21 protein-coding genes are annotated in these 22859 nt (G+C 39.5%); 18 read left to right on the top strand and 3 right to left on the bottom strand.

What is annotated here, in order from left to right; translation table 11 throughout:
• The first annotated feature begins 135 nt into the window (after positions 1-135).
• The 9 genes from mtnA (at position 136) to BABA_RS19865 (ending at position 6824) form a co-directional block, all read left to right on the top strand.
• Positions 136-1191, top strand: a complete 1056-nt coding sequence (mtnA, locus tag BABA_RS19905; RefSeq protein ID WP_040347024.1) for an S-methyl-5-thioribose-1-phosphate isomerase — start codon at positions 136-138, stop codon at positions 1189-1191.
• 21 nt (positions 1192-1212) lie between these two features.
• Complete coding sequence (locus tag BABA_RS19900) at positions 1213-2007, top strand: class II aldolase/adducin family protein (protein ID WP_007087038.1); 795 nt, start codon at positions 1213-1215, stop codon at positions 2005-2007.
• 157 nt (positions 2008-2164) lie between these two features.
• Positions 2165-2692, top strand: a complete 528-nt coding sequence (locus tag BABA_RS19895; protein ID WP_007087037.1) for a redoxin domain-containing protein — start codon at positions 2165-2167, stop codon at positions 2690-2692.
• A gap of 175 nt (positions 2693-2867) precedes the next feature.
• Positions 2868-2999: an FbpB family small basic protein gene (locus BABA_RS19890; RefSeq protein ID WP_007087036.1), complete on the top strand. Its 132-nt coding sequence runs from the start codon at positions 2868-2870 to the stop codon at positions 2997-2999.
• 67 nt (positions 3000-3066) lie between these two features.
• On the top strand, positions 3067-3213 hold the full coding sequence (locus BABA_RS19885; RefSeq protein ID WP_007087035.1) for an acid-soluble spore protein N: 147 nt from the start codon (positions 3067-3069) through the stop codon (positions 3211-3213).
• 131 nt (positions 3214-3344) lie between these two features.
• The gene (gene tlp / locus BABA_RS19880; protein WP_007087034.1) at positions 3345-3560 is read left to right on the top strand and encodes a small acid-soluble spore protein Tlp; all 216 of its coding nucleotides are present in this window, start codon (positions 3345-3347) and stop codon (positions 3558-3560) included.
• A 115-nt stretch (positions 3561-3675) separates the two neighbouring features.
• On the top strand, positions 3676-6003 hold the full coding sequence (locus tag BABA_RS19875) for an AAA family ATPase (RefSeq protein WP_007087033.1): 2328 nt from the start codon (positions 3676-3678) through the stop codon (positions 6001-6003).
• Positions 6004-6032: 29 nt separating this feature from the next.
• Positions 6033-6461 (top strand): acyl-CoA thioesterase, encoded by a 429-nt coding sequence (locus tag BABA_RS19870; protein WP_007087032.1) that lies wholly within the window; start codon positions 6033-6035, stop codon positions 6459-6461.
• A gap of 45 nt (positions 6462-6506) precedes the next feature.
• On the top strand, positions 6507-6824 hold the full coding sequence (locus BABA_RS19865; RefSeq protein ID WP_007087031.1) for a hypothetical protein: 318 nt from the start codon (positions 6507-6509) through the stop codon (positions 6822-6824).
• A gap of 43 nt (positions 6825-6867) precedes the next feature.
• On the opposite strand, the gene BABA_RS19860 is transcribed toward BABA_RS19865, so the two are convergent.
• The 3 genes from BABA_RS19860 to plsY form a co-directional block, all read right to left on the bottom strand.
• On the bottom strand, positions 6868-8022 hold the full coding sequence (locus BABA_RS19860) for a CapA family protein (protein ID WP_007087030.1): 1155 nt from the start codon (positions 8020-8022) through the stop codon (positions 6868-6870).
• A gap of 477 nt (positions 8023-8499) precedes the next feature.
• A complete protein-coding gene (locus tag BABA_RS27405; protein ID WP_157273233.1) occupies positions 8500-8673 on the bottom strand; it encodes a hypothetical protein in 174 nt (57 codons plus the stop codon).
• A gap of 129 nt (positions 8674-8802) precedes the next feature.
• The gene (plsY, locus tag BABA_RS19855; protein ID WP_007087029.1) at positions 8803-9402 is read right to left on the bottom strand and encodes a glycerol-3-phosphate 1-O-acyltransferase PlsY; all 600 of its coding nucleotides are present in this window, start codon (positions 9400-9402) and stop codon (positions 8803-8805) included.
• 171 nt (positions 9403-9573) lie between these two features.
• On the opposite strand from plsY, the gene BABA_RS19850 reads away from it, so the two are divergent.
• The 9 genes from BABA_RS19850 to BABA_RS19810 all read left to right on the top strand — a co-directional run bounded on the left by BABA_RS19850 (position 9574) and on the right by BABA_RS19810 (position 22790).
• Complete coding sequence (locus BABA_RS19850; protein ID WP_007087028.1) at positions 9574-11313, top strand: glycosyl hydrolase family 18 protein; 1740 nt, start codon at positions 9574-9576, stop codon at positions 11311-11313.
• 266 nt (positions 11314-11579) lie between these two features.
• A complete protein-coding gene (locus BABA_RS19845) occupies positions 11580-12431 on the top strand; it encodes a sensor histidine kinase (RefSeq protein ID WP_007087027.1) in 852 nt (283 codons plus the stop codon).
• Between the two features lie 101 nt (positions 12432-12532).
• Positions 12533-12952, top strand: coding sequence for a CoA-binding protein (locus BABA_RS19840; RefSeq protein ID WP_007087026.1), 420 nt, complete (start codon positions 12533-12535; stop codon positions 12950-12952).
• 280 nt (positions 12953-13232) lie between these two features.
• Entirely contained in the window at positions 13233-15212 is a 1980-nt protein-coding gene (parE, locus tag BABA_RS19835; RefSeq protein ID WP_007087025.1) for a DNA topoisomerase IV subunit B, read from the top strand.
• Positions 15209-17647, top strand: coding sequence for a DNA topoisomerase IV subunit A (parC, locus tag BABA_RS19830; RefSeq protein WP_007087024.1), 2439 nt, complete (start codon positions 15209-15211; stop codon positions 17645-17647). The genes parE and parC overlap by 4 nt, the downstream gene beginning before the upstream one ends.
• Before the next feature lie 98 nt (positions 17648-17745).
• A complete protein-coding gene (locus tag BABA_RS19825; RefSeq protein ID WP_007087023.1) occupies positions 17746-18507 on the top strand; it encodes a hypothetical protein in 762 nt (253 codons plus the stop codon).
• 131 nt (positions 18508-18638) lie between these two features.
• Positions 18639-19091 carry a MarR family winged helix-turn-helix transcriptional regulator gene (locus tag BABA_RS19820; protein ID WP_007087022.1) on the top strand — a complete coding sequence of 151 codons (453 nt, stop codon included), beginning with the start codon at positions 18639-18641 and terminating at the stop codon, positions 19089-19091.
• A gap of 100 nt (positions 19092-19191) precedes the next feature.
• Positions 19192-20919 carry an ABC transporter ATP-binding protein gene (locus tag BABA_RS19815; protein WP_007087021.1) on the top strand — a complete coding sequence of 576 codons (1728 nt, stop codon included), beginning with the start codon at positions 19192-19194 and terminating at the stop codon, positions 20917-20919.
• A complete protein-coding gene (locus tag BABA_RS19810; protein ID WP_007087020.1) occupies positions 20916-22790 on the top strand; it encodes an ABC transporter ATP-binding protein in 1875 nt (624 codons plus the stop codon). The genes BABA_RS19815 and BABA_RS19810 overlap by 4 nt, the downstream gene beginning before the upstream one ends.
• Positions 22791-22859 lie beyond the last annotated feature (69 nt).

Here is a 22859-nt window from a genome sequence, read left to right as displayed (position 1 = left end):
TTGCGAAACGTCATTTATCCCTTTCCGATAGCAGAATCATAACAACATATGTATTGCATCCATCACGAATATTGTTAAAATGAACAAAGGTAGAAAAATGCGCTTTTGTAGAGGCTTATATATATAGTAGAGGAGATGATTTTAGTGGCAGAAGCGTTTTTACAATCTGTTTACTATGAAAATGGTGTCTTACACATACTCGATCAAACGAAAATTCCAAACGTGACGGAATTTCTTGAAATCACCAAAATTGAAGATGCCTGGGATGCCATTAAGCAATTAAAAGTCCGTGGTGCACCAGCAATCGGCATCGCAGCAGCCTATGGACTATTACTAGGAATAAAGGATGTCCCCGAAAGTTCATTTGATGATTTTTATCAAGAATTTAAAAAACAATCAGACTATCTTGCAACCTCTCGTCCAACGGCTGTTAATTTATTCTGGGCTTTGAAACGAATGGATGAAAGAGCACGTAAAGAAAAGAACCAGTCAGTTGCAGCAATTATAGCAGCATTAGAAAATGAAGCACATTTGATCCGCAATGAAGATGAAGAAGTGTGCCGCACGATCGGTGAGCATGCGTTAACACTTTTACAAGATGGAATGGGGATTCTAACACATTGTAATGCGGGCGGAATCGCTACTGCAAGATATGGGACAGCCCTTGCACCGCTTTATTTAGCAAAGGAAAAAGGCTGGGATATCAAGGTTTTTGCTGATGAAACGAGACCCCTTTTGCAAGGTGCCCGCTTGACTGCCTGGGAGCTTATGCAGGCAGGGATTGATGTTACCCTTATTACTGACAACATGGCGGCAATGGTGATGCAAAAAGGCTGGGTGCAAGCCGTGATTGTTGGCTGTGACCGTGTCGCGGCAAACGGAGATGTAGCAAATAAAATTGGCACCTATGGTGTGGCTTTAATGGCAAAAGCCCATCAAATTCCTTTCTATGTGGCCGCACCAATCTCTACCATCGACCTTGAAACCAAAACCGGTGCAAATATTCCAATTGAGGAAAGAGATGCGTCAGAGATCACTGAAGGTTTTGGAAAAAGAACCGCTCCTGAAGGTGTAAAGGTATTTAATCCGGCGTTTGATGTTACACCACATAAACTGGTTACGGCTATTATTACCGAAAAGGGTATACTAACAGGAAATTATCAGGAAGAGCTGCCAAAACTTTTTCAATGAACATGTGAAAGAGGGTACCATATGATTACAGAAATTAAATATAAGAAACAAATTTGTGATATCGGAAAAAGGATTTACGATAAAGGCTTTGTGGCGGCCAATGATGGGAATATTTCCATTCGAATTAGTGACAATGAATTTCTGATTACGCCAACGGGTGTCAGTAAAGGCTCTTTGACACCAGAAATGATTATCAAGGTGGATAAGGAAGGCAATGTTCTTGATGGGGATTACCGTCCTACCTCCGAAATGAAAATGCATCTTCTGGTCTATCAGGAGCGGCCTGACATCCAAGCTGTTGTTCATGTTCATCCCCCATTTGCTACGGCCTTTGCCATTGCAGGCATCCCCTTGGATCAGGCGATCATGCCAGAGTCAGTTGTCTTCCTTGGAACGATACCGATTGCAGAATATGGCACTCCTTCAACGGAAGAAATACCAAATGCCGTAAAGAAGTACGTTCACGAGCACCAAGGGGTGTTATTAGAAAACCACGGTACGTTAACTTGGGGCAAGGATTTGGAACACGCTTACTATTTATTGGAATCCATTGAATTTACGGCGAAAATTAATTGGATTGCCAAGCAGCTTAATGGAGACAGGGAACTTTCAAAAACGCATGTTCAAACACTAGTGGAAATGAAAACAAAAATGGGAATCGCGGGGAAGTCACCGCTTGGAGTGGATACTCCAGAGGGCATCCACTCAAAAAAAGTAACTCCTTCAATAGGCCAAGGATTGTCTGAACATGATTTGAATGTGATCATTGAAGGTGTTTCCAAAAAAGTATTAAACGAATTGAAAAAACATCTTTAGAAAGCAAGCGGATATAGGCTTGCTTTTTCCAGTTGAATTTTTTTAACATAAAGATTCTCCAAATTGTCACAGTTTCGGCATATACAAGTTTTGTTTCACCTAAGTTTATAGTGTAAAATCAATGTAGCAGATACGAAGTAAAGGAGGATTTTCGGGGATGATTAAAAAAGTAATTGCTGCCGTAGTTTTAGTTACCTTGCTCACTGTGGCGATTGTTCAAGCAATGGATAAAAAGACAGATACACCCGAAACATCAGGTCAGGGAACAGCTCATAAAGAAGGTCTTTCTATCGGGGCGAAGGCACCTGATTTTGAACTAAAAACATTAACAGGAGAAACGGTCAAGCTTTCCGATTATCAAGGAAAAAAAGTGATGTTAAATTTTTGGGCAACTTGGTGTGGACCATGTAAAGCAGAAATGCCGGAAATGGAGCAATTCTCCAAAGAAATCGGTGATGAAACCGTTATATTAGCCGTAAACATTGACCCGCAATTGGATGTCCAAGGATTTGTTGACGAATATAAAATCACCTTTCCCATCCTTCTTGACACGGAAGATAAGGTTAATGGAACCTATCAAATCATATCAATCCCAACAACCTACTTTATTGATAGCAATGGGATCATTAAAAATAAATTTATCGGCACCATGAAACTTGATAACATGAAAGACCTTATTAAATAAGAAGCAGGGGACGGTTCTTTTGCTTCATTCAACTTTGAAAAACCCTGAGACATTGGTTCCATCCAATGTTTTTTTTTATAAAAAATTTAATATTAAATTTTCAAAAAGTTGTAATAATTGCAACCGTTTCCGGGCATAATAACTGTTACAATAGTTGATAAGGAAGGTGATACTAATGAGAAAACCTAGAAAACGTTCCTTCGCAGAACTTGTTTCTGAAAATAAATCACAACTTTTAAAAGATCGTGCTGCGATGGAAAAAATAGAACAGCGTTTAGAAGAAAAACGCCTTGGCAAAGCGGAGTAATCCAAAAGATTTCCAATCATCGTTTACCTCTCCTTTGGGCAAAATGTACATAAGGAGGGATTAGGACATGAGTAATGAATCAGGTTATAAAACAAAACAATTTAAACCAGATCATATTGGAACGCAACCCCGTGGTTTCGGTGGAAATAAGGGCAAAAAGATGCAAGATACTTCAGGCAAACATGCCCAGGTTATGCAAACTAAAGGTGAATAATTTTGAATTTAAGACCCACTGGCTTAGCCTTTGGGTCTTTTTGTTATTTTTCATAAAAAATTGTTGTGATATTTTTTCGCCATCGTTACAAACTATACTTGTATCAAATTCACTTGAGGAGGAATTTTACCATGGCGTTTAATAACAAACCGAAACCGGACGATCGCAGTGATAATGCTGAAAAGATTCAATCCATGATCCAGGATACAACTGAAAATATTCAAAAAGCGGAAGAATCGATGCAATTTACCGACAGTGAGCAGCAGCGCGAGCAAATTGAAGCAAAGAATCAACGACGAAGAGAAAGCATTGAATCCTTCCAAGCAGAGCTTCAAGATGAAACCTGAGCAATAAGCTAAATCAAAAAAGGGCCCAAAGAGGGTCTTTTTTTGTTTTAACAGCAATTATTTCGTTAACGATAGCCATTGTGGTAATATAAAAAGGAATTTTCGAAAAGAAGTGATGATTTTGATACAACAAGGAAACCAGCGTTTAAGAAACACTGAGCAAATAAAAAAGTGGGAAAAAGAACTTAACGAAACCGGAATTATACTAAATGAAAGCAAGTTAATTACCGCAATAAGACAAGAGTCAAATCCCATTATATTATCTAAACTGCTAACACTTGCCGCTTTTTCACGGCTCGGAAGAAATAAAGAGGATTCATTGGCAGCGGTTTGGCTTGAAAAAGCAGTAAAGCTTTATCCAGAAAACCAAAAAGCCAAGGAATTTAGAATTCTGGCTGATTGGAGGAAGATGGAAAACTTACTTTCTCCGCTCACATTTCCGCCAATCCGAGAAACGGATAATCGCACAGCGAAAAAGAAAACAGCGGAGCAGTTCATTGAGGTTTGCCAAACATTTTTAGCACATGCAGAATTACAGCTGAGGGATTTACATGCCAATATAGAAATTACTTCATCTATGGTAAATAATGATCTTTTCAAAAGGTTCCAAAAGCTGGCTGATTTACTTTCTTTGGCAATTGAGGAAACAACCAGCCTGTTAAAAGCAGCAGAAGAATACGACCAATCGATTACAGGAGTTTTTCATACCTCCACCTATTATGATGATCTGAAATTATATATGGCAAATGTAGAAGAAATCAAACAGACATGGCTACAGCAATTCCTTGACGTGGAGAAGGCAGTTCCTGCTGCAGAAAATCCCTTGGATCAATTAAATAATATGATTGGCATGGAGTTGGTGAAAAAGCGGGTTAATGATTTTTACCAATTTTTAAAATACCAAAAGCAGCGGAAGGAACTAGGTTTTCAAATTAAAGATGAACTAAGTCTTAACATGATCTTAACAGGGAATCCAGGTACAGGAAAAACGACACTCGCCAGGCTGATGGCAAAAATTTATCATGAGCTTGGGGTCTTGCCGCGTGAGGAAGTCATTGAAACAGACCGTTCTCAATTAGTTGGTTCCTTTGTAGGTCAAACGGAAGAAAATGTTCGAAGTATCGTAGAACGCTCCATCGGCGGGGTGCTGTTTATTGATGAGGCCTATAGTTTAAAACGAGAAGGCCAAACTGGGAATGATTATGGGCAGACAGCGATCGATACACTTGTATCTTTAATGACTGGTAATGAGTTTGGCGGGAAATTCGCGGTTTTTTTAGCCGGCTATCCGGAAGAAATGCGCTCCTTTTTAGATGCTAACCCTGGTTTACGAAGTCGTTTCCCTCAGTCAAACTTGATTCACTTGCCCAATTATTCGAATGAAGAGTTAATCCAGATTGCTGAACTGGTCGCAGCAGGGAATGATTATTTCTTAACGGATGACGCCAAAATTGAAATCAACCATCGACTTGAGCAGGAACGAGTTGATGACACATTTGGAAATGCAAGAACCGTTCGCAATATCGTGTTAGATGCGATTTTTAAAAAGGGAGCAGACAACCAAGCGACGGAAGTAGATATTTTAAACTATATGCTGCTGAATAAAGAGGATTTTCAAATCGAAACAGAGAATAGTACTGAATCACCACAAGAGAAACTGAACCGTTTAATTGGTCTCGAATCGTTAAAAGAAGAAATGAGAACACTTGTTTCCTTCGTGAAAATACAGCAGTTTAGGAGAAAAAAAGGATTGCCAACCGTACCAATTCAACTCCATTCAGTATTTACCGGAAATCCGGGTACGGGAAAAACAACGGTGGCTAAAATCTACGCGGAGTTTTTAAAAGAATGCGGAATGTTAAAAAGGGGCCACCTCATTGTGGCGAGCCGGGCTGATTTTGTTGCAGGTTATGTCGGTCAAACTGCGGCAAAAACTAGAAAAAAGATTAAGGAAGCGCTTGGCGGGGTCCTATTTATTGATGAGGCTTATTCACTGCTGAGCCAGACAGCCGGGGATTTTGGCAAAGAGGTCATTGATACATTAGTGGATGAAATGACCAAGCAAAATGAAAATCTGGTGGTCGTTCTTGCGGGTTATCCTAATGAAATGGATCAATTGCTTGAAAGTAATCCAGGTCTTCGCTCAAGGTTTAAAAAGTTCTTTCTCTTCCCGGATTATTCAACACCTGAACTACTTGATATCATGTTAACCTACGCGGAAAGCTTCCAATACCAACTAACTGAAATGGCGAAGAATCTATTAATCCAAACCATGGAAGCAGAAGTGTTCAAGGGAAATGGACGCTTTGCGACAAACATGATCGATGAGATGATTCAAGCGCAAGCGTTACGCTTAATGGATGTAGAAGAGGAAGAGAGCCTTTTTGAAAAATCCTTGTTCCTTGAAGTAGAAGATGTGAAAAGAGCTTTAACTAAAATGTAATCTAAAAGGCAAGGTGGAGGAACGTGGTTATGGAACAATATTTTGTTTCAACAAGAGAAATTCAGCTTTATTATGCAGATACAGATATGATGGGTGTCATTTATCATGCAAATTATTTAAAATTTTTCGAGCTTGGCAGAACTGGGTTTATTGAAGATATCGGCTACAGCTATCTATCGATGGAAGAGTCTGGATATTATGCTCCAGTCTACGACATTCAAATTACATACAAAAAACCTTTACGATATGGCGATCAAGCATTTGTAAAGACTTGGGTCGAATTAAATGACGGAATTAAAACCATTTATGGCTACACGATTGTAAACGGGGCTGATGAGGTGTGTGCCGTGGGGACTTCGACACACATTATCGTGAAGAAAGATAATTTCAGACCGACTTCATTTAAAAAGACTTTTCCAGAATGGTACTTGAAGTACGAAGAAATCAAGAAAAAATAATCTCTCGGAATGCCTCCATAATCATGCAATGGTGAGGTGAACAGGATGGCCTTTGGCATAAAACGACATGAAATAAAGGAATGGAAAAGAAGAATTGATCGAGGCGAAATTGCCTTTTTAACCCATTATTGGCTTGATGATCGCTTTCCAGGCAGTAAGACCGTAACGAAGGTTGGATGCTGCGACCTTGAAAAATTAGCATCTTGGGGTAAAAAACATGGTTTAAAAAAGGAATGGATTCATCACAGAATCGATGGTTATTCCCATTTTGACTTGATCGGTGATAGACAAAAAGAAATTTTGATAAAAGAAGGTCTACAAGAACATATTTGGGAAAACAAAACAGTCTCACTTGAGAAGTAAACTTATCAAGTGAGACTGTTTTTTCTATTGATTTTACCCCACATCAACGGAGCCATTGGTTCATATGCTCTTGAATTTCCTTATATTTTGCGTCCGCATTAGAAAGTCCATATGCTCCCGCATTTTCCAAAGGTACGACACGGAATTGATGATATCTATGACTTGTCACGAAGGTTGGAGAAAACATAGGGTTTGAAAGCTCAATCGTTCTTCCTTTTTCTGAAACATGCTTGGTGATATCGATTGTAGCTAAACCGCCAATATCCTTATAATTATCATACTGAGCGGATATAAAATTCCCTAAAGAATAAATCACAAATGATTTGCGGCCTTCCGTTGTCTGAATCCATTCCATTGGCTGTAAAACATGCGGATGGGAGCCAAAAATAATATCAACACCCTCATTAGCCAAGAAATTTGCTAAATCCTTTTGATCATCGGTAGGGATTCGCTGATACTCATTCCCCCAATGAATACTCATGACCACCACATCTGCTGCCTTTTTGGCACGATGAATCTCATTCTTCATGACTTCGCGATCTATCAGGTTAACTAGAAAGTCTTTTCCAGTTGGAACAGGAATTCCATTTGTTCCGTATGTATAAGAGAGAAAGGAAATTTTGATACCATTTTTATTAATAATTCGCAAATTCTCTCGATCTTTCTCATCAATAAAACTCCCCACATGGGGTAAGCCAATACCATCTAAAAAAGCGCTTTCTGCCTGTATTCCTTTTTCACCTTTATCTAACGAATGGTTATTGGCAGTGGAAACAATATCGACTCCAGAATTGACGAGGGCATTGGCGACCTCATGCGGACTATTAAACATCGGATACCCCGATAATCCCAATTCTAGACCACCTAGCATGCTTTCTTGATTTGCCGTTAGAACATCTGGCCCCTCTAATAATGGTTTCACTGGCTCAAACATAGGATCAAAAGTATAGCCTGCTCCATTAAAGGCGTCCAAATAAACAGGACTATGAATTAGAATATCACCAATCGCACCAATCGTTATTTTTTCGGTTAACTTACGATTGATATTAACGGATGGCCTCTGCTTATGCTCTTTAGAAGAATAGATTTTATCATCCTTTTTGGAAACTTGGTTTTGCTGAATAAACATGACGACTGTCGTAACAACAATACATCCCAAAATAATGAATATTGAGGGAATAATAGCCTTTTTCTTCATAAAATCACCTTATCCAATCAAGTCATCAAGCAAATTATTTTTGTGCTCGTTGTTTATACTATATTATATTTAAGAATAATATAAAATCTATTTTTGGTTACCTAAAAAATTGATAGGATGGTGAAAAAATGTTTCGGATTACGCGGAGTGCATACGAAAAATTGCTAAACACCATTAATCGTGAGAAACAAACACCGGATGAAACACTATTCTTACGTTTAAGTATGGGGATTGGCTGAGGCGGGCCAAAATTAAATCTGTCTCTGGAAGAGCGGAAGATACATGGAGATACTACCTTTGAGTTTGATGATCTTACCATCCTTATCCATGAAAAGGATTTTGTCTATTTTGACCATACCAAGCTCGATTATACTGAAGATGTAATGGGAAATAAAACATTCACATTGTTAAAAATGTAAATTAAAGGAGCCTCCTCTTTAAAGGGTGCTCCTTTTTGCTGTCTTCCTGGGACACTTTTTATTCTTCCAACTCCGATAAAAATTTAATTAATTCCTCGAAATTATTTGTTATCTTTATTGGATTACTGTCCGTTGTTTCTCCGTTACTGGTAAACTCAACAATAAATTCATTTACATCTGAGTTATTCGAAACAACGGTTGAAAAAATAAGATCCTGTTTCACCTTTTGCATCAAAATACCTCCACTCTTGAAGTTTCCATCCATACTTATATACTACAGAAGTTATAGATGAATGACCGAAGGGATTCTGAATTTTTTATGAAAAAAAAAAGGCTATAAAAGAACCCAGTTTCGGTTCCATTATAGCCATTTTATTTTCGGCTCTGTTTTATTCATGATTCTTTTAATATTTGCCCGATGCCTGTAAATGACAAAGGATACAAGTAAAAACACGACGATCAACAAGGGGATGTCCCATTTTTGCACAAACCCTTCTATGACAGCAAATAATATAGCTGTGATTCCGGCAATCATCGATGATAAGGAAACATATTTTGTTATGTACAAGCTTATAAAGAAAGCCACCAAGACGGTTACAAACAAATAGGGAGCACAGAATAATAAGACACCGCCAGAAGTGGCAACGGCCTTTCCGCCACGGAATCCGGCAAAAATAGGATAGGTATGACCAACGACTGCAAACACACCGGCCAATAATGGATTTATATCAATCGAAAAGAGAACAGGTAAGGATGCTGCTAATGTTCCTTTTAGGATATCAGCAAGCGTAACAACCAAACCAGCCTTCACTCCAAGCGTGCGAAAGGTATTAGTACCGCCTAAATTTCCGCTTCCGTGCTCACGAATATCCGTTTTGTAAAAAACCTTTCCGATAATTAAACCGGACGGAATCGAACCAAGCAAATAAGCAAGGATCAAAATTAAAATAATTTGAACCATAAACAATTTCTCCTTCAGTAAAAGTTCGAGTCCTTCTATTTTACCATGTAATTACGAAAAAACACTATTGCTTTCATCAATAACTTAAAAGATTAAACATTTTAGTTTGGAAAAATACCTTCTCATTTCCCAAAAGATACCTTAGGATAGAAGTAAGGAGGACTTTGAAACATGGCGCGTATTGAATATCATCACACTAAAAACCTATCTATGAAATGGATAATTGGAGGGTTAATTTGCGCATTCCTGCTCATTTTCACTTCCATTTTTCTATTCTTATACCCCTTTGCCTCAACGGATCAAAAAACGTATTTTCAAGGTGAACATCCTATCTTGTACCATGGGAAGCAGCGGGGAAATGCTTTACTTGAAGAAAACACCTGGTTTGTCCCTCTTTCATTTTTGAAAAATAACATCGACAGCACCATTATGTATGATGAAAAATCAAACTCGGTCATCCTTACAACCAGAGATAAAGTGGTACAATTGCCGACCGATTCTCTAACCTATTTTGTCAATCAAAAGGAGGTTCGTTTACAACTCTCACCTGCTATTACCAGGGAGGGTGAAACATTTGTTGCCCTAGATGCGATCATTCCCTTTTACCCGATTCAATATAAAAAGTTGTCTGAAACTGAGGCCATTTGGATTCAACAGGATGGGGAGAAATACAAAAATGGAAGATTGGCAGATAAGGATATTACGAAAGAAAAACTTAGACTGCGTACTGAACCTTCATTACGCTCACCATATGTAGCAGAAATAGCAAAGAACGAATCCCTTACCATAGAAGGCGAAAAGGACAATTTTTATCTTGTCAGAAAAGCGAATGGGATCAGCGGTTATTTAAAAAAGGATTATATTTATTCGAAAGAAACAGTAAATATCGAGATTAAACGGCAAAGTAAGCCCTTTTCAATGCCCAAGATCAATGGCCCGGTGCAGTTGACCTGGGAGGCTGTTTATACTAAAAATCCTGATGCTTCTAAAATCCCAGACATGGCAGGTGTGAATGTCGTTTCTCCCACATGGTTCTCCCTTGCTGCTGGTGACGGATCCATAAAAAATTTAGCTTCCCTTGAATACAGCAAGTGGGCACACACAAAAGGATATCAAGTATGGGGCTTGTTCTCAAACTCATTCGACCCAGAGCTAACGCATGATGCCATGAAGGATTTTGAAACTCGGCAAGCGATCATCCGGCAATTGCTCCATTTCAGTCAGATGTATCAGCTGCAAGGAATTAATTTTGATATTGAAAACGTAAATCAGGCAGATGGGCCGCTTGTTACTCAATTCATGAGAGAGGCAGCCCCGTACATGCATGAAGCTGGTTTAATAGTTTCAATGGATATTACATTTTCAGCTGGTAATAACAATAACTGGTCTTCATTCTACGAACGTAAAAAGCTTGCCCAAATCACCGATTACCTAATTGTAATGGCGTATGATGAACATACAGGTGCCGCGTCGGGTGCAGGAAGTGTGGCAAGTTTGCCATGGGTTCAAAGAAACCTTGAAAACTTGCTGAAAGAGGTACCAAATGAGAAATTAATCCTTGGTGTCCCGTTGTATGCAAGACTTTGGAAGGAACAAACCAATGCAGATGGCACCACTGAGGTAACTGCACAGGCTTTATCTATGGATAAGGTTAAAATATGGCTTGCTGAAAAGGGATTACAGCCAACGTATGATGAGGAAAGTGGTCAAAACTATGCAGAATATGCTTCTGCAGACGAAAACGCAACATATAAAATTTGGATAGAAGATGAATTGTCTTTGAAGAAACGAGCCGATTTAGCTACTAAATATCAGCTTGCTGGAATTGGAACATGGTCTAGGGTCTTCAGCGACGTAACCGCCTGGACGGCCTTGAGTTTACCTGCTGACAATGCAGTAACACAAAAATAATGGAAATAATAAAGGATCGTTAAAAGAGCCTTTATTATTTCCTTTTTGTTTTTTAATAAATCGTCAAAAGTAAGAACATTTAAAGTCGATTTTATTACAAAAGTATGGAGAATTTTCAAACCATTTGTTTATTCGTTGAAAGCGGTGTATGGAGCCACTATAATTTAGATAAAATCAACTAAACAAGCAAAAAACCGGCCGTATCGACAAGACTATGATCGGTTTGACTTATAATTTTCCCAATCTGTTTTAGGGAGTTGAGCTGTATGATTGAGCAATCGGAAAGTGAAAAGAACTACCTAGAATTAGTAAAAAAGTATGAGTTAGTGGTACAACAAAATCGATATTTAGAAAAGCTAATCCAGGAAGAGGTGGTAAAGAACAAACAGAAAGATACTCTTTTAATTGAGCAATCCAGACTTGCTGCAATGGGAGGAATGGTTGCTAGTATTGGGCACCAATGGCGACAACCTTTAAATAATTTATCGCTATTAATGCATGATGTGAGAGAAGCACTGGAGTTTGGCGAAATTGACGATCAATACATTGACCGGTTTACTAGGGAGAGTATGCTCCAGATCAATCATATGTCCCGAACGATCAATGATTTTCGGAAATTCTATAAACCGAATAAGGAAAGATTACCTTTTTCCGTTGGCGATTCAATCGAAGAGGCATTGTCCATTTTTTCACTGAGTCTAAAAAAACATGGGGTTAAAGTGGAATTTGAATACAGGGGCCAACAGATGGCATATGGATACCCGAATGAATATAGCCAGGTTGTCCTGAATATTTTAACAAACGCACGTGACGCCTTTGTTCAAAAAGATAGCAGAAATCGAAAATTATCGATAAAAATAGGCGAGTCAACGGATTATGTTACAGCAGAGTTTATTGATAATGCAGGTGGGATTGAGCCTGTATTGCTGAAGAAAATATTTGATCCCTACTTTACCACAAGGCAAAATGGAACAGGTCTCGGCCTCTATATCACTAAGCTGATCCTCGAAAAGATGAATGGAACTGTAACGGTTGAAAATACGAATGATGGAGCCAAATTCTGCTTGTCCATCCCTAAGGCTACGGCAGCTATTAAACAGGAACTCGTTTCGGTTTAATTCATAGTAACAAATTGCTCCCACAAACAGGGAGTTTTTTATTTTGTTTTTTTACTGGAAAGAGGTAAAATATAGAAAACAATATACAGGGGTGGTAATGAATGGAGAATCCTAGTCGAGAGGAAATTGGGGCTATTTTAAAAAAAGCAAAAAGAATTGCGGTAGTTGGTTTAAGTAATAAACCTGATCGCACTTCATATCAAGTTTCTGAGGTAATGCAAAAAGCTGGATATGAAATTATTCCGGTAAATCCAACATTTGATGGCGAGATTCTTGGTGTTAAGGCAGTGGCCTCCTTAAAAGACATTGACGGCCATATTGACATCGTAAACGTATTCCGCCGCTCGGAACAGTTGTTTGATGTGGCAAAGGAATTTGACGAAATCGATGCTGATGTTTTTTGGGCACAGCTCGGCCTCGCAAATGAAGAAGCCTATGAGTTTTTAAAAGAAAAAGGCTATACAATCGTCATGGATCGTTGTATTAAGGTGGAACATGCATTAACCAAAAATATTCAATAATAAAAGATGGCTTTTTCTTTCAAAAAAACTGCTGATCATCGGCAGTTTTTTCCTTTTTTCTCCCTAAATTGTGTCAAAAATCGATAGCAATATGGGGTTATTTAAAAATACTTATTTGCCAAATCGAAATAAATCGCTACAATTAGTCTAGACGCCACGAGCATATGTGTTAAAATCAAAGTGGCAAACATTAGTTCTATTTAATTTAATTATATAGATAAAGATTGAAGTTTCACCTTATCAGTTTAGTTTTTTTGTAAGGTATGAAAGGGGTATTTTCGTGGCAAGAAATCAGCAAGCTTTTGATTATAATGATGATGCCATACAGGTACTAGAAGGTCTTGAGGCGGTTCGAAAACGTCCAGGTATGTACATTGGCAGCACTGATTCACGCGGACTCCATCACCTCGTCTATGAGATTGTGGACAATTCAGTTGATGAGGCGCTTGGCGGCTTTGGTGATCAAATCATCGTAAAAATACACAAAGACAATTCAATCAGCGTTATGGATAAAGGACGCGGAATGCCTACAGGCATGCATAAAATGGGGAAACCCACACCGGAAGTCATTTTAACGGTTCTCCATGCCGGCGGGAAATTCGGTCAGGGCGGCTATAAGACAAGCGGCGGACTGCACGGTGTTGGGGCATCTGTCGTCAATGCATTATCAGAATGGTTAACCGTCACGATTAAGCGGGATGGTTTCGTTTATGAACAACGGTTTGAGAATGGCGGTAAGCCGGCCACAACACTCGAAAAAATCGGTAAAACCAATCAATCGGGGACGACGATTCATTTTAAGCCTGATCCCTCTATTTTTTCGACAACCACCTATAACTTCGAAACCTTATGTGAGAGGTTAAGAGAATCAGCCTTTTTACTGAAAGGGTTAAAGATTGAAATCCATGATGACCGCAATGACCTTCATGAAGTGTTTCATTATGAAAATGGGATCGAGGCCTTTGTTGAATATTTAAACGAAGAGAAGGATGTCCTCCATCCCGTTGTCAGCTTTGAAGGGGCAAATCATGGCATTGAAGTAGATTTTGCATTTCAATTCAATGATGGCTATTCAGAAAATATGCTTTCGTTTGTTAACAATGTACGGACACGGGATGGCGGTACACACGAAGCCGGTTCGAAAACAGCGTTAACAAGAGTATTCAACGACTATGCCCGCAAGATTTCATTATTAAAAGAAAAAGATAAGAACCTTGATGGGACGGATATTAGAGAAGGGTTATCAGCGATTATTTCCGTAAGAATCCCTGAAGAACTCCTTCAATTTGAAGGACAAACGAAGGGGAAACTGGGAACAAGTGAAGCAAGATCCGCCGTTGATGCGGTTGTCTCAGAGCATTTATCCTATTTTCTTGAGGAAAACCCTGATATAAGCTCACTTTTGATTAAAAAGTCGATTAAGGCTTACCAAGCCCGCGAAGCTGCAAGAAAAGCACGTGAAGATGCGCGTAGCGGAAAGAAACGTAAGCGCGGTGAGGCCGTTTTATCCGGTAAACTAACCCCGGCTCAATCTCGAAACCCGCAAAGGAATGAATTATACCTTGTCGAGGGTGATTCTGCGGGAGGGTCAGCGAAACAAGGACGTGACCGCCGTTTTCAAGCTGTTCTTCCTTTAAGGGGTAAAGTCATTAATACTGAAAAAGCAAAACTTGCGGACATTTTTAAAAATGAAGAAATCAATACGATTATTTATGCCATCGGCGGCGGAGTTGGTGCTGACTTTAATGTGGAAGACATCAACTACGATAAGGTCGTTATTATGACTGATGCCGATACAGATGGTGCACATATTCAAGTATTATTACTAACCTTCTTTTACCGTTATATGAAGCCGCTCCTTGAGGCGGGAAAAGTATTTATTGCCTTGCCGCCGCTTTATAAGGTGAGTAAAGGAACCGGCAAGAAAGAAATTATTGAATATGCCTGGAGTGATGATGATCTGCAGGGAGCATTGAAAAAGGTTGGCAGAGGCTATATTATCCAGCGCTATAAAGGGCTTGGTGAAATGAATGCCGACCAGCTGTGGGATACAACAATGGATCCAGAAACACGTACGCTAATTCGTGTAAAAATCGATGATGCGTCACGAGCGGAACGCCGTGTGACAACCCTTATGGGCGATAAAGTGGAACCGCGCCGTAAATGGATTGAAAGCAATGTCGCATTTGGTTTGGAAGAAGATGACACTATTTTGGAAAATGAAAATATTACCGTCGCTGAGGAGGAGTCTGAAGGATGAGTGCAAATGAAAAATTCCGTGACTTACCCCTAGAAGATGTAATTGGTGATCGGTTTGGAAGATATAGTAAATATATTATACAAGAACGTGCCCTGCCTGATGCCAGAGATGGGTTAAAGCCGGTACAGCGAAGAATTCTCTACGCGATGCATTTCGAGGGCAATACTTTTGATAAAGGCTTTCGTAAGTCAGCAAAAACGGTTGGTAACGTAATCGGTAACTATCATCCACATGGTGATTCCTCCGTATACGAAGCGATGGTGCGGATGAGTCAGGATTGGAAAGTAAGAAACGTGCTCGTGCAAATGCATGGAAACAACGGGAGTGTCGATGGTGACCCGGCTGCAGCGATGCGTTATACGGAAGCAAGGCTGTCAGCCATATCCGCTGAACTTTTACGTGATATTGAAAAAAACACAGTCGAATTTATTCCAAATTTTGATGATACCTCGAAGGAACCAACTGTTTTCCCAGCGATGTTTCCTAATCTTCTAGTAAATGGTTCGACAGGGATTTCTGCTGGCTATGCAACGGATATCCCACCACACCATCTTGGCGAGGTCATTGACGGTGTCATCATGAGAATGGATCAGCCCGATGTTTCTATTGATAAACTAATGACGGTTATCAAGGGGCCGGATTTCCCAACTGGAGGGATTATTCAAGGGATAGATGGAATAAAAAAAGCCTATGAAACTGGTAAAGGCAAAATTATTATCCGCAGTAAAGCAGACATTGAAGAGGTTCGCGGCGGTAAACAGCAAATTGTCATCACGGAAATTCCTTATGAAGTGAACAAAGCAAACCTAGTCAAAAAAATGGATGAGTTTCGTCTGGATCGAAAAGTAGAGGGAATATCTGAGGTTCGCGATGAAACCGACCGTACCGGTCTCAGAATCGTGATTGAGTTAAAAAAAGATGCCGATGCAGAAGGTGTCTTGAATTATTTATATAAAAATAGTGATTTGCAAGTAACATATAACTTTAACATGGTCGCCATTTATAAAAAGCGTCCAGTGTTAATGGGGCTACGAGAATTACTTGATGCCTATATTGAGCATCAAAAAGAAGTGGTGACACGAAGAACTCAGTTTGAACTTAATAAAGCGAAAGAACGTCAGCATATTGTTGAAGGCTTAATGAAAGCTTTATCGATCCTCGATGAAGTGATCACCACCATCCGCGCGTCAAAGGACAAGCGAGATGCAAAAGACAATTTGATTGCTAAATTTGCGTTTACAGAGCTGCAGGCCGAAGCTATTGTGTCTTTACAGCTTTATCGCCTAACGAATACGGATATCACCGCATTAAGGCAGGAAGCAGAAGAATTAGCAAAGAAGATCGAAGAGTGGACTAGCATTTTAGCAAGTGACATAAAGCTGATCTCCGTGATTAAAAAAGAATTAAAAGATGTGAAAAAACGATTTGCTGATGAACGCCGTTCAAAAATTGAAGCAGAGATTGAAGAATTAAAAATCAATCTTGAAGTAACCGTTCCTAGCGAGGACGTGATTGTAACCATTACGAAACATGGTTATGTAAAGCGGACAAGCCAGCGTTCATTTGCTGCTTCAGGTGGTCAGGATCTCGCCATGAAGGAATCTGACCGTCTATTAGATCAACTCGACATGAATACAAAGGATGTTCTGCTCCTTTTCACCAACAAGGGCAATTATCTATTCTGCCCTGTCCATGAACTGCCTGATATCCGCTGGAAGGACTTAGGACAGCATGTGGCGAATATCATTCCAATTGAGCGCGATGAAGAAATTATCAAAGCGGTGCCGGTGAAGGATTTTGAATCAGATGCCTTCTTCGTTTTTGTTACGAAAAACGGCATGGTCAAGAAAACAGAGCTGAAAGCCTATAAAGCACATCGCTATTCTAAGCCCCTCGTTGCAGTCAATCTTAAAGATGATGATCAAGTAATTGATGTTCATCTTACTGACGGGACAAAAGAAATTTTCCTTATTACAAACCAAGGCTATGCCCTTTGGTTCCATGAGGAAGAAATTAGCATTGTCGGCATTCGAGCAGCAGGTGTAAAAGGTATAAACCTAAAAGATAACGATTTTGTTGTCGGTGGGAAACTGATTACTTCCGACAGTAAGGAATCAATCGTGATTGCCACGCAACGCGGCTCAGTAAAGCGGATGAAATTGAAAGAATTCGAAAAGGCAACTCGCGCCAAGCGCGGTGTCGTCATCCTAAGAGAACTCAAATCAAATCCGCACAGGATCATGGGCTTTGTTATTGCAAATGAACAAGACACGATTTATATTCAGACGGAAAAAGGTTTCATAGAAACATTAAAAGTAGCCGATATCCGATTTAGTGACCGTTACTCCAATGGCTCATTCATCCTTGATGAAGGGGAAAATGGGAAAGTAAATACTGTTTGGAAGGTGGAAACACCGGAAACCACTAGTGAATAATTTTGAAGGGACTCTCTAAAAATAAGGGAGTCTTTTCTTCATCTTTTTTCCAAAATTGGACATACTAACTAACAATAGCGAGTATGGAGGGGAAAAGAGTGAAAAAGGAAATGCTGCTTGTTATCGTTTCATTTTTTCTACTATCAATTACGGCAATTACGGGAGTTTATGCCATTGAAGAGAAAACGAAAATTATTACTATTTCAGAAGAAAAAGCGGATCTTTCAGGAGACGAAATAGATGAAGTTATCCTTTTAAAGGGGATCCCTTATCAAGATGATGATTCGTATTTGAAAGAGGTTTATATAGAGGTCGCGGGCTCAAACGGTAAAGTAATAACCTTTCCATTAGAAAGTGGATCGAAAGCCTCACTGCAGCTTATAGACCTAAATCATGATGGAATAAAGGATTTATTTGCGAGTGTATTAACGGGGGGCAGCGGTGGAATTGTAAACAATTATTTATATTCTATAAAAAACTTTGTCCACACCGACCTCACCATTCCGGAACCCCTTGAAATGGACGCAAAATTCCTTAATGGCTATAAGGCAGAAATAAAGCTAGTTCAAACAGGGAAAACCTACTTATTTGATTTAAAGGATCGGAAGAAATATTACAAAAAACTTGGTTTTTACTATAAAGGGAAGCTAAATGAACCGACTGAATTATCGGTAAATCCCTATAGCAGCCTAAAGCCGATTCAATTAAAGGATGGACGTATGGGATTAAAGGGTCTGCAGAGAGTGACTGGAGTCGCTAATGCCGACACCATTGCACTAATTGAATCCACATGGACATATGAAAATGGCCGATGGAAGATATTAACTGTAACTGTTAAGCAAGAGAATACAGCAAATTAAACACAGAAAATATTTTCTGTGTTTTTCTTTATCTATAAATTGACGATGTAAAGAGAGAGGAATATACTTAGGTTTGTAAATAATTAAGTTACCTAAGTATTATGATGTGAAATGAAATCGAGGTGATAAAAATGGCCGATTTTGAAAGTGGCACAGCTCAAAAGCTCTTGCAATCCTTTATGCAATTCAAAAAAAAGGGGTGGCATAATAAGAAAATTGCCGGTTTTAATCCAAGTGAATTCAGGGTACTTGCAACAATCCAACGTTGTGCAAATGACAAAAATACCGAAATGAAAGTTTCTGAAATTAGTCAGATTCTAGAAGTTACTCCCCCGACAATTACACAAATCGTTAATATCCTTGAAAAAGATTGCCTAGTCGAACGGACGGTTGATCAAGAAGACAGAAGAGCAGTAAAAATTAAGCTGACTCCAGCAGGGATGGAAGCAACACAAAGTGCAAGAAAAGCATTTGGCGAAACCTTTTTAGGATTAATTGATTATTTAGGTGTAGAGGAAAGTGAACAGTTGGCTGTTTTACTATCGAAAGTACATGATTATTTTAATCAGGAAAGCCACCAATAAAGAAAGTATTATGCAAGTAGAACCATTACTGTTCATATTCAGTTCATAAACGTAGTGTATTGTTTGCTCATAAACAATAAAAAAACGGAGTTGAAGCACCTTGATAAAATTGTTCAGATTTCTAAAACCATTTAAAATACCTATTTACTTTGTTTTGGTTCTTGTTCTTCTTCAGTCAATGGCTGAACTGTATTTACCCACCTTAATGGCCGATATTGTCGATAAGGGCGTGGTAACAGGTGATACTAATTATATTTGGAAAATCGGCGGCCTTATGCTGCTTGTGGCGGCTGGAGGAATGATTTGTTCCATCGTTGCCAGCTTCTATTCAGCAAAGGCAGGAGCCGGTTTCGGTAAATTACTGCGAAGCAAGATCTTTTCACATGTCGGGAATTTCTCCCTTCATGAGTTCGATAAACTTGGAACAGCCTCATTGATTACTAGAACAACGAACGATATTACCCAAGTCCAACAAGTACTCATTATGATGCTCCGGATGATGGTGATGGCGCCGATGATGTGTATTGGCGGAATCATTATGGCCTTATCAAAAGATACAAAGTTGACCTTGGTTTTGGCGGTGTCATTGCCTGTTCTAGTCATCACGATTGTGGTGATTGCGAGAAAGGGAATGCCTTTATTTAAGGCCATGCAGGTAAAGCTCGATAATCTCAACCGGGTATTAAGAGAAAACCTTACTGGTATTCGCGTCATCCGTTCCTTTAACAGAGTGACCCATGAGAAAAAACGGTTTGATGAAGCAAACTGGGATCTAACGCAAACAGCGATAAAGGTAAATAAACTTATGGCTGCGATGATGCCGATTATGATGATTGTCCTCAACCTTACCACTGTGGCAATTGTTTGGTTTGGCGGCATTCGGATCAGTAATGGACATATGGAAGTCGGCGACATGATGGCATTTATCCAATATGCAATGCAAATCATGTTCTCATTCGTGATGTTATCGATGATGTTTGTGATGATTCCTAGAGCATCGGTTTCCGCAGTTAGGATTAACGAAGTATTTGAAACAAATGCTGATATTCAAGATCCGGCTGCACCTGTCCCTGCAAAGATGCAAAAGGGTCAAGTGGAATTTAGTAATGTTACCTTCAGCTATCCCGGTGCTGAAATGCCAGCGATTTCGGATATTTCTTTTAAAATGAACCCAGGTGAAGTGACGGCCATTATAGGCGGAACCGGTTCAGGTAAATCAACCCTGATTAATTTGATACCGCGCTTTTATGATGTAGATAGCGGAAAAGTACTAGTTGATGGAATAGATGTTCGCGAGATAACCCAGGAAAGCCTTCGTCAAAAAGTAGGTTTTGTGCCGCAGCAAGCGGTTCTTTTTACCGGCACGATTTCTGAAAACATTCGCTATGGTAAAGAGGATGCTACCGATGAAGAAGTTGATCATGCAGCTGAAATTGCGCAAGCAACGGAGTTTATCTCAGAAATGCCTGATGGATTTCATTCCGTTATTGCTCAAGGGGGAACAAATGTTTCCGGTGGGCAAAAACAGCGTTTGTCGATTGCTCGAGCTCTAATTAGAAAACCGGAAATCTATATTTTTGATGATAGTTTTTCAGCACTGGATTTTAAAACTGATGCCAAGCTGCGTGCTGCATTAAAAGCAGAAACTGCTTTTGCAACCATGCTTATTGTTGCTCAGCGAGTAAGTACGATTATGGACGCCGATCAAATTATCGTTTTAGAAAATGGTGAAATAGCCGGAATTGGAAAACACAAGGAGTTAATGGAAACTAGTAAAGTTTATCGTGAAATTGTCATGTCTCAGTTGTCAGAGGAGGAAATCGCATGAGTAACGATTCCAAGCGTCAAGTGCCCGGGGGAAGAGGACCAGGGGGCGGTGGATTCGGCCCAATGGGCATGGGTATGGCTCCCCAGAAGGCAAAGAACTTTAAAGGAACGTTGAAGCGGCTAGTAGGTTACTTGAAGCCCTATAAACTACAGTTGATAGCTGTGTTAATTACGGCGATTATCAGTACCGTTTTTTCGATTGTCAGTCCAAAAATAATGGGGAAGGCAACTACCAAATTATTTGAAGGTTTGATGGCGAAATTACGGGGAGTTCCAGGAGCAAAAATAGATTTTGATTATATCGGCCAAATAATTCTTCTGCTAATAGGACTTTATATCGTGAGTGCCATATTTGCCTATATTCAACAATATATTATGGCCGGGGTTGCACAAAAAACAGTTTATAATCTTCGTAAAGAGGTAGAACAGAAGCTTAACAGGCTTCCATTAAAGTACTTCGATTCACGGACCCATGGTGAAATTCTTAGCCGGGCGGTTAATGATGTTGATAATATCAGTACCACCTTGCAGCAAAGCTTAACCCAGCTGATCACTTCCATCGTTACATTACTCGGTGTTATTGTGATGATGCTTTCGATTAGCCCCTTAATGACATTGATCGTAGTCCTGACAATCCCACTTAGTTTTGTGGCGATTATGAAAATTGCTAAAAAATCACAGACCTACTTTAAAGGGCAGCAAAAATCGCTTGGTCAGCTTAATGGCCATGTAGAAGAGATGTATACCGGACATAAAGTAATCAAAGTATTTGGCCGCGAGCAGCAATCCATCGAAAAATTTGAAAAAACCAATGAAGACCTGTATCAATCAGGTTGGAAAGCGCAATTTATGTCTGGCATGATTATGCCGTTAATGTCATTTATCAATAATATCGGTTATGTACTTGTATCGGTAGTGGGCGGCCTTTTGGTAACGAAAAAAGCGATTGAAATAGGGGATATTCAAGCCTTTATTCAATATGCTAGACAATTTAGCCAACCAATAACCCAAACTGCTAATATTGCGAACATCATCCAGTCTACGATCGCAAGTGCTGAGCGGGTGTTTGAAATTTTAGATGAAACTGAAGAAGTACCTGAAGCGGTTGAGGCTAAGGAAATTACCGCTCCTAAAGGGGACGTTTCGTTTGAACATGTTTCCTTTAGTTATAAGGAAAATGAACCGTTAATTGAGGATATGAATATTGAGGTGAAACCGGGGCAACGGGTTGCCATTGTCGGACCAACCGGTGCTGGTAAAACCACACTCATCAACTTATTAATGCGTTTCTATGAGCTAAATTCCGGGAAGATCCTTATTGATGGAATTGATACTCGGGCTCTAAAAAGAGAGCATCTCCGCGGTTTGTTTGGTATGGTTCTTCAAGATACGTGGCTGTTCAATAGCACCATTCGTGATAATATTGCTTATGGTAAAGAGGGTGCTACAGAAACAGAAGTTGTGGCTGCAGCACAGGCCGCAAACGCTGATCACTTTATTCGTACACTTCCTGATGGCTATGACACGATATTAAATGAAGAAGCCTCCAATATCTCACAAGGTCAAAAGCAATTATTAACGATTGCACGGGCGATCCTTGCTAATCCAGCCATCTTAATTCTTGATGAAGCAACAAGCAGCGTCGATACCCGTACCGAAGTTCAGATTCAAAAAGCAATGGATCATTTAATGAAAGGGCGCACAAGTTTCGTCATTGCCCACCGGTTATCAACAATTCGTGACGCAGATCTAATTCTAGTAATGAATCATGGAAAAGTGATTGAAAAAGGAACGCACGAGGAATTACTAGAAAAAGACGGCTTTTATGCAGATTTGTATAATAGTCAGTTTACTGCTAATCAGGCAGGTTAATAGAAAGCAATTAGAGGGCTTAAAAGCCTCCTAATTGCTTTTTTTGTAACATTTAAGTATGTTGTTCGT

Origin of the sequence: Neobacillus bataviensis LMG 21833 (assembly GCF_000307875.1) — a bacterium.
GTDB classification, from domain to species: Bacteria; Bacillota; Bacilli; order Bacillales; family Cytobacillaceae; genus Neobacillus; species Neobacillus bataviensis.
The sequence above is the reverse complement of the archived record's forward strand: the minus strand, read 5'-3'. Positions and strand labels throughout refer to the sequence as shown.

What these genes read in the sequence shown, in the direction of transcription:
- mtnA (WP_040347024.1), top strand. Translation starts at nt 136, where the DNA reads ATGATTTTAGTGGCAGAAGCGTTTTTACAATCTGTTTACTATGAAAAT.
- BABA_RS19900 (WP_007087038.1), top strand. Translation starts at nt 1,213, where the DNA reads ATGATTACAGAAATTAAATATAAGAAACAAATTTGTGATATCGGAAAA.
- BABA_RS19895 (WP_007087037.1), top strand. Translation starts at nt 2,165, where the DNA reads ATGATTAAAAAAGTAATTGCTGCCGTAGTTTTAGTTACCTTGCTCACT.
- BABA_RS19890 (WP_007087036.1), top strand. Translation starts at nt 2,868, where the DNA reads ATGAGAAAACCTAGAAAACGTTCCTTCGCAGAACTTGTTTCTGAAAAT.
- BABA_RS19885 (WP_007087035.1), top strand. Translation starts at nt 3,067, where the DNA reads ATGAGTAATGAATCAGGTTATAAAACAAAACAATTTAAACCAGATCAT.
- tlp (WP_007087034.1), top strand. Translation starts at nt 3,345, where the DNA reads ATGGCGTTTAATAACAAACCGAAACCGGACGATCGCAGTGATAATGCT.
- BABA_RS19875 (WP_007087033.1), top strand. Translation starts at nt 3,676, where the DNA reads ATGATTTTGATACAACAAGGAAACCAGCGTTTAAGAAACACTGAGCAA.
- BABA_RS19870 (WP_007087032.1), top strand. Translation starts at nt 6,033, where the DNA reads ATGGAACAATATTTTGTTTCAACAAGAGAAATTCAGCTTTATTATGCA.
- BABA_RS19865 (WP_007087031.1), top strand. Translation starts at nt 6,507, where the DNA reads ATGGCCTTTGGCATAAAACGACATGAAATAAAGGAATGGAAAAGAAGA.
- BABA_RS19860 (WP_007087030.1), bottom strand. Translation starts at nt 8,022, where the DNA reads ATGAAGAAAAAGGCTATTATTCCCTCAATATTCATTATTTTGGGATGT.
- BABA_RS27405 (WP_157273233.1), bottom strand. Translation starts at nt 8,673, where the DNA reads ATGCAAAAGGTGAAACAGGATCTTATTTTTTCAACCGTTGTTTCGAAT.
- plsY (WP_007087029.1), bottom strand. Translation starts at nt 9,402, where the DNA reads ATGGTTCAAATTATTTTAATTTTGATCCTTGCTTATTTGCTTGGTTCG.
- BABA_RS19850 (WP_007087028.1), top strand. Translation starts at nt 9,574, where the DNA reads ATGGCGCGTATTGAATATCATCACACTAAAAACCTATCTATGAAATGG.
- BABA_RS19845 (WP_007087027.1), top strand. Translation starts at nt 11,580, where the DNA reads ATGATTGAGCAATCGGAAAGTGAAAAGAACTACCTAGAATTAGTAAAA.
- BABA_RS19840 (WP_007087026.1), top strand. Translation starts at nt 12,533, where the DNA reads ATGGAGAATCCTAGTCGAGAGGAAATTGGGGCTATTTTAAAAAAAGCA.
- parC (WP_007087024.1), top strand. Translation starts at nt 15,209, where the DNA reads ATGAGTGCAAATGAAAAATTCCGTGACTTACCCCTAGAAGATGTAATT.
- BABA_RS19820 (WP_007087022.1), top strand. Translation starts at nt 18,639, where the DNA reads ATGGCCGATTTTGAAAGTGGCACAGCTCAAAAGCTCTTGCAATCCTTT.
- BABA_RS19810 (WP_007087020.1), top strand. Translation starts at nt 20,916, where the DNA reads ATGAGTAACGATTCCAAGCGTCAAGTGCCCGGGGGAAGAGGACCAGGG.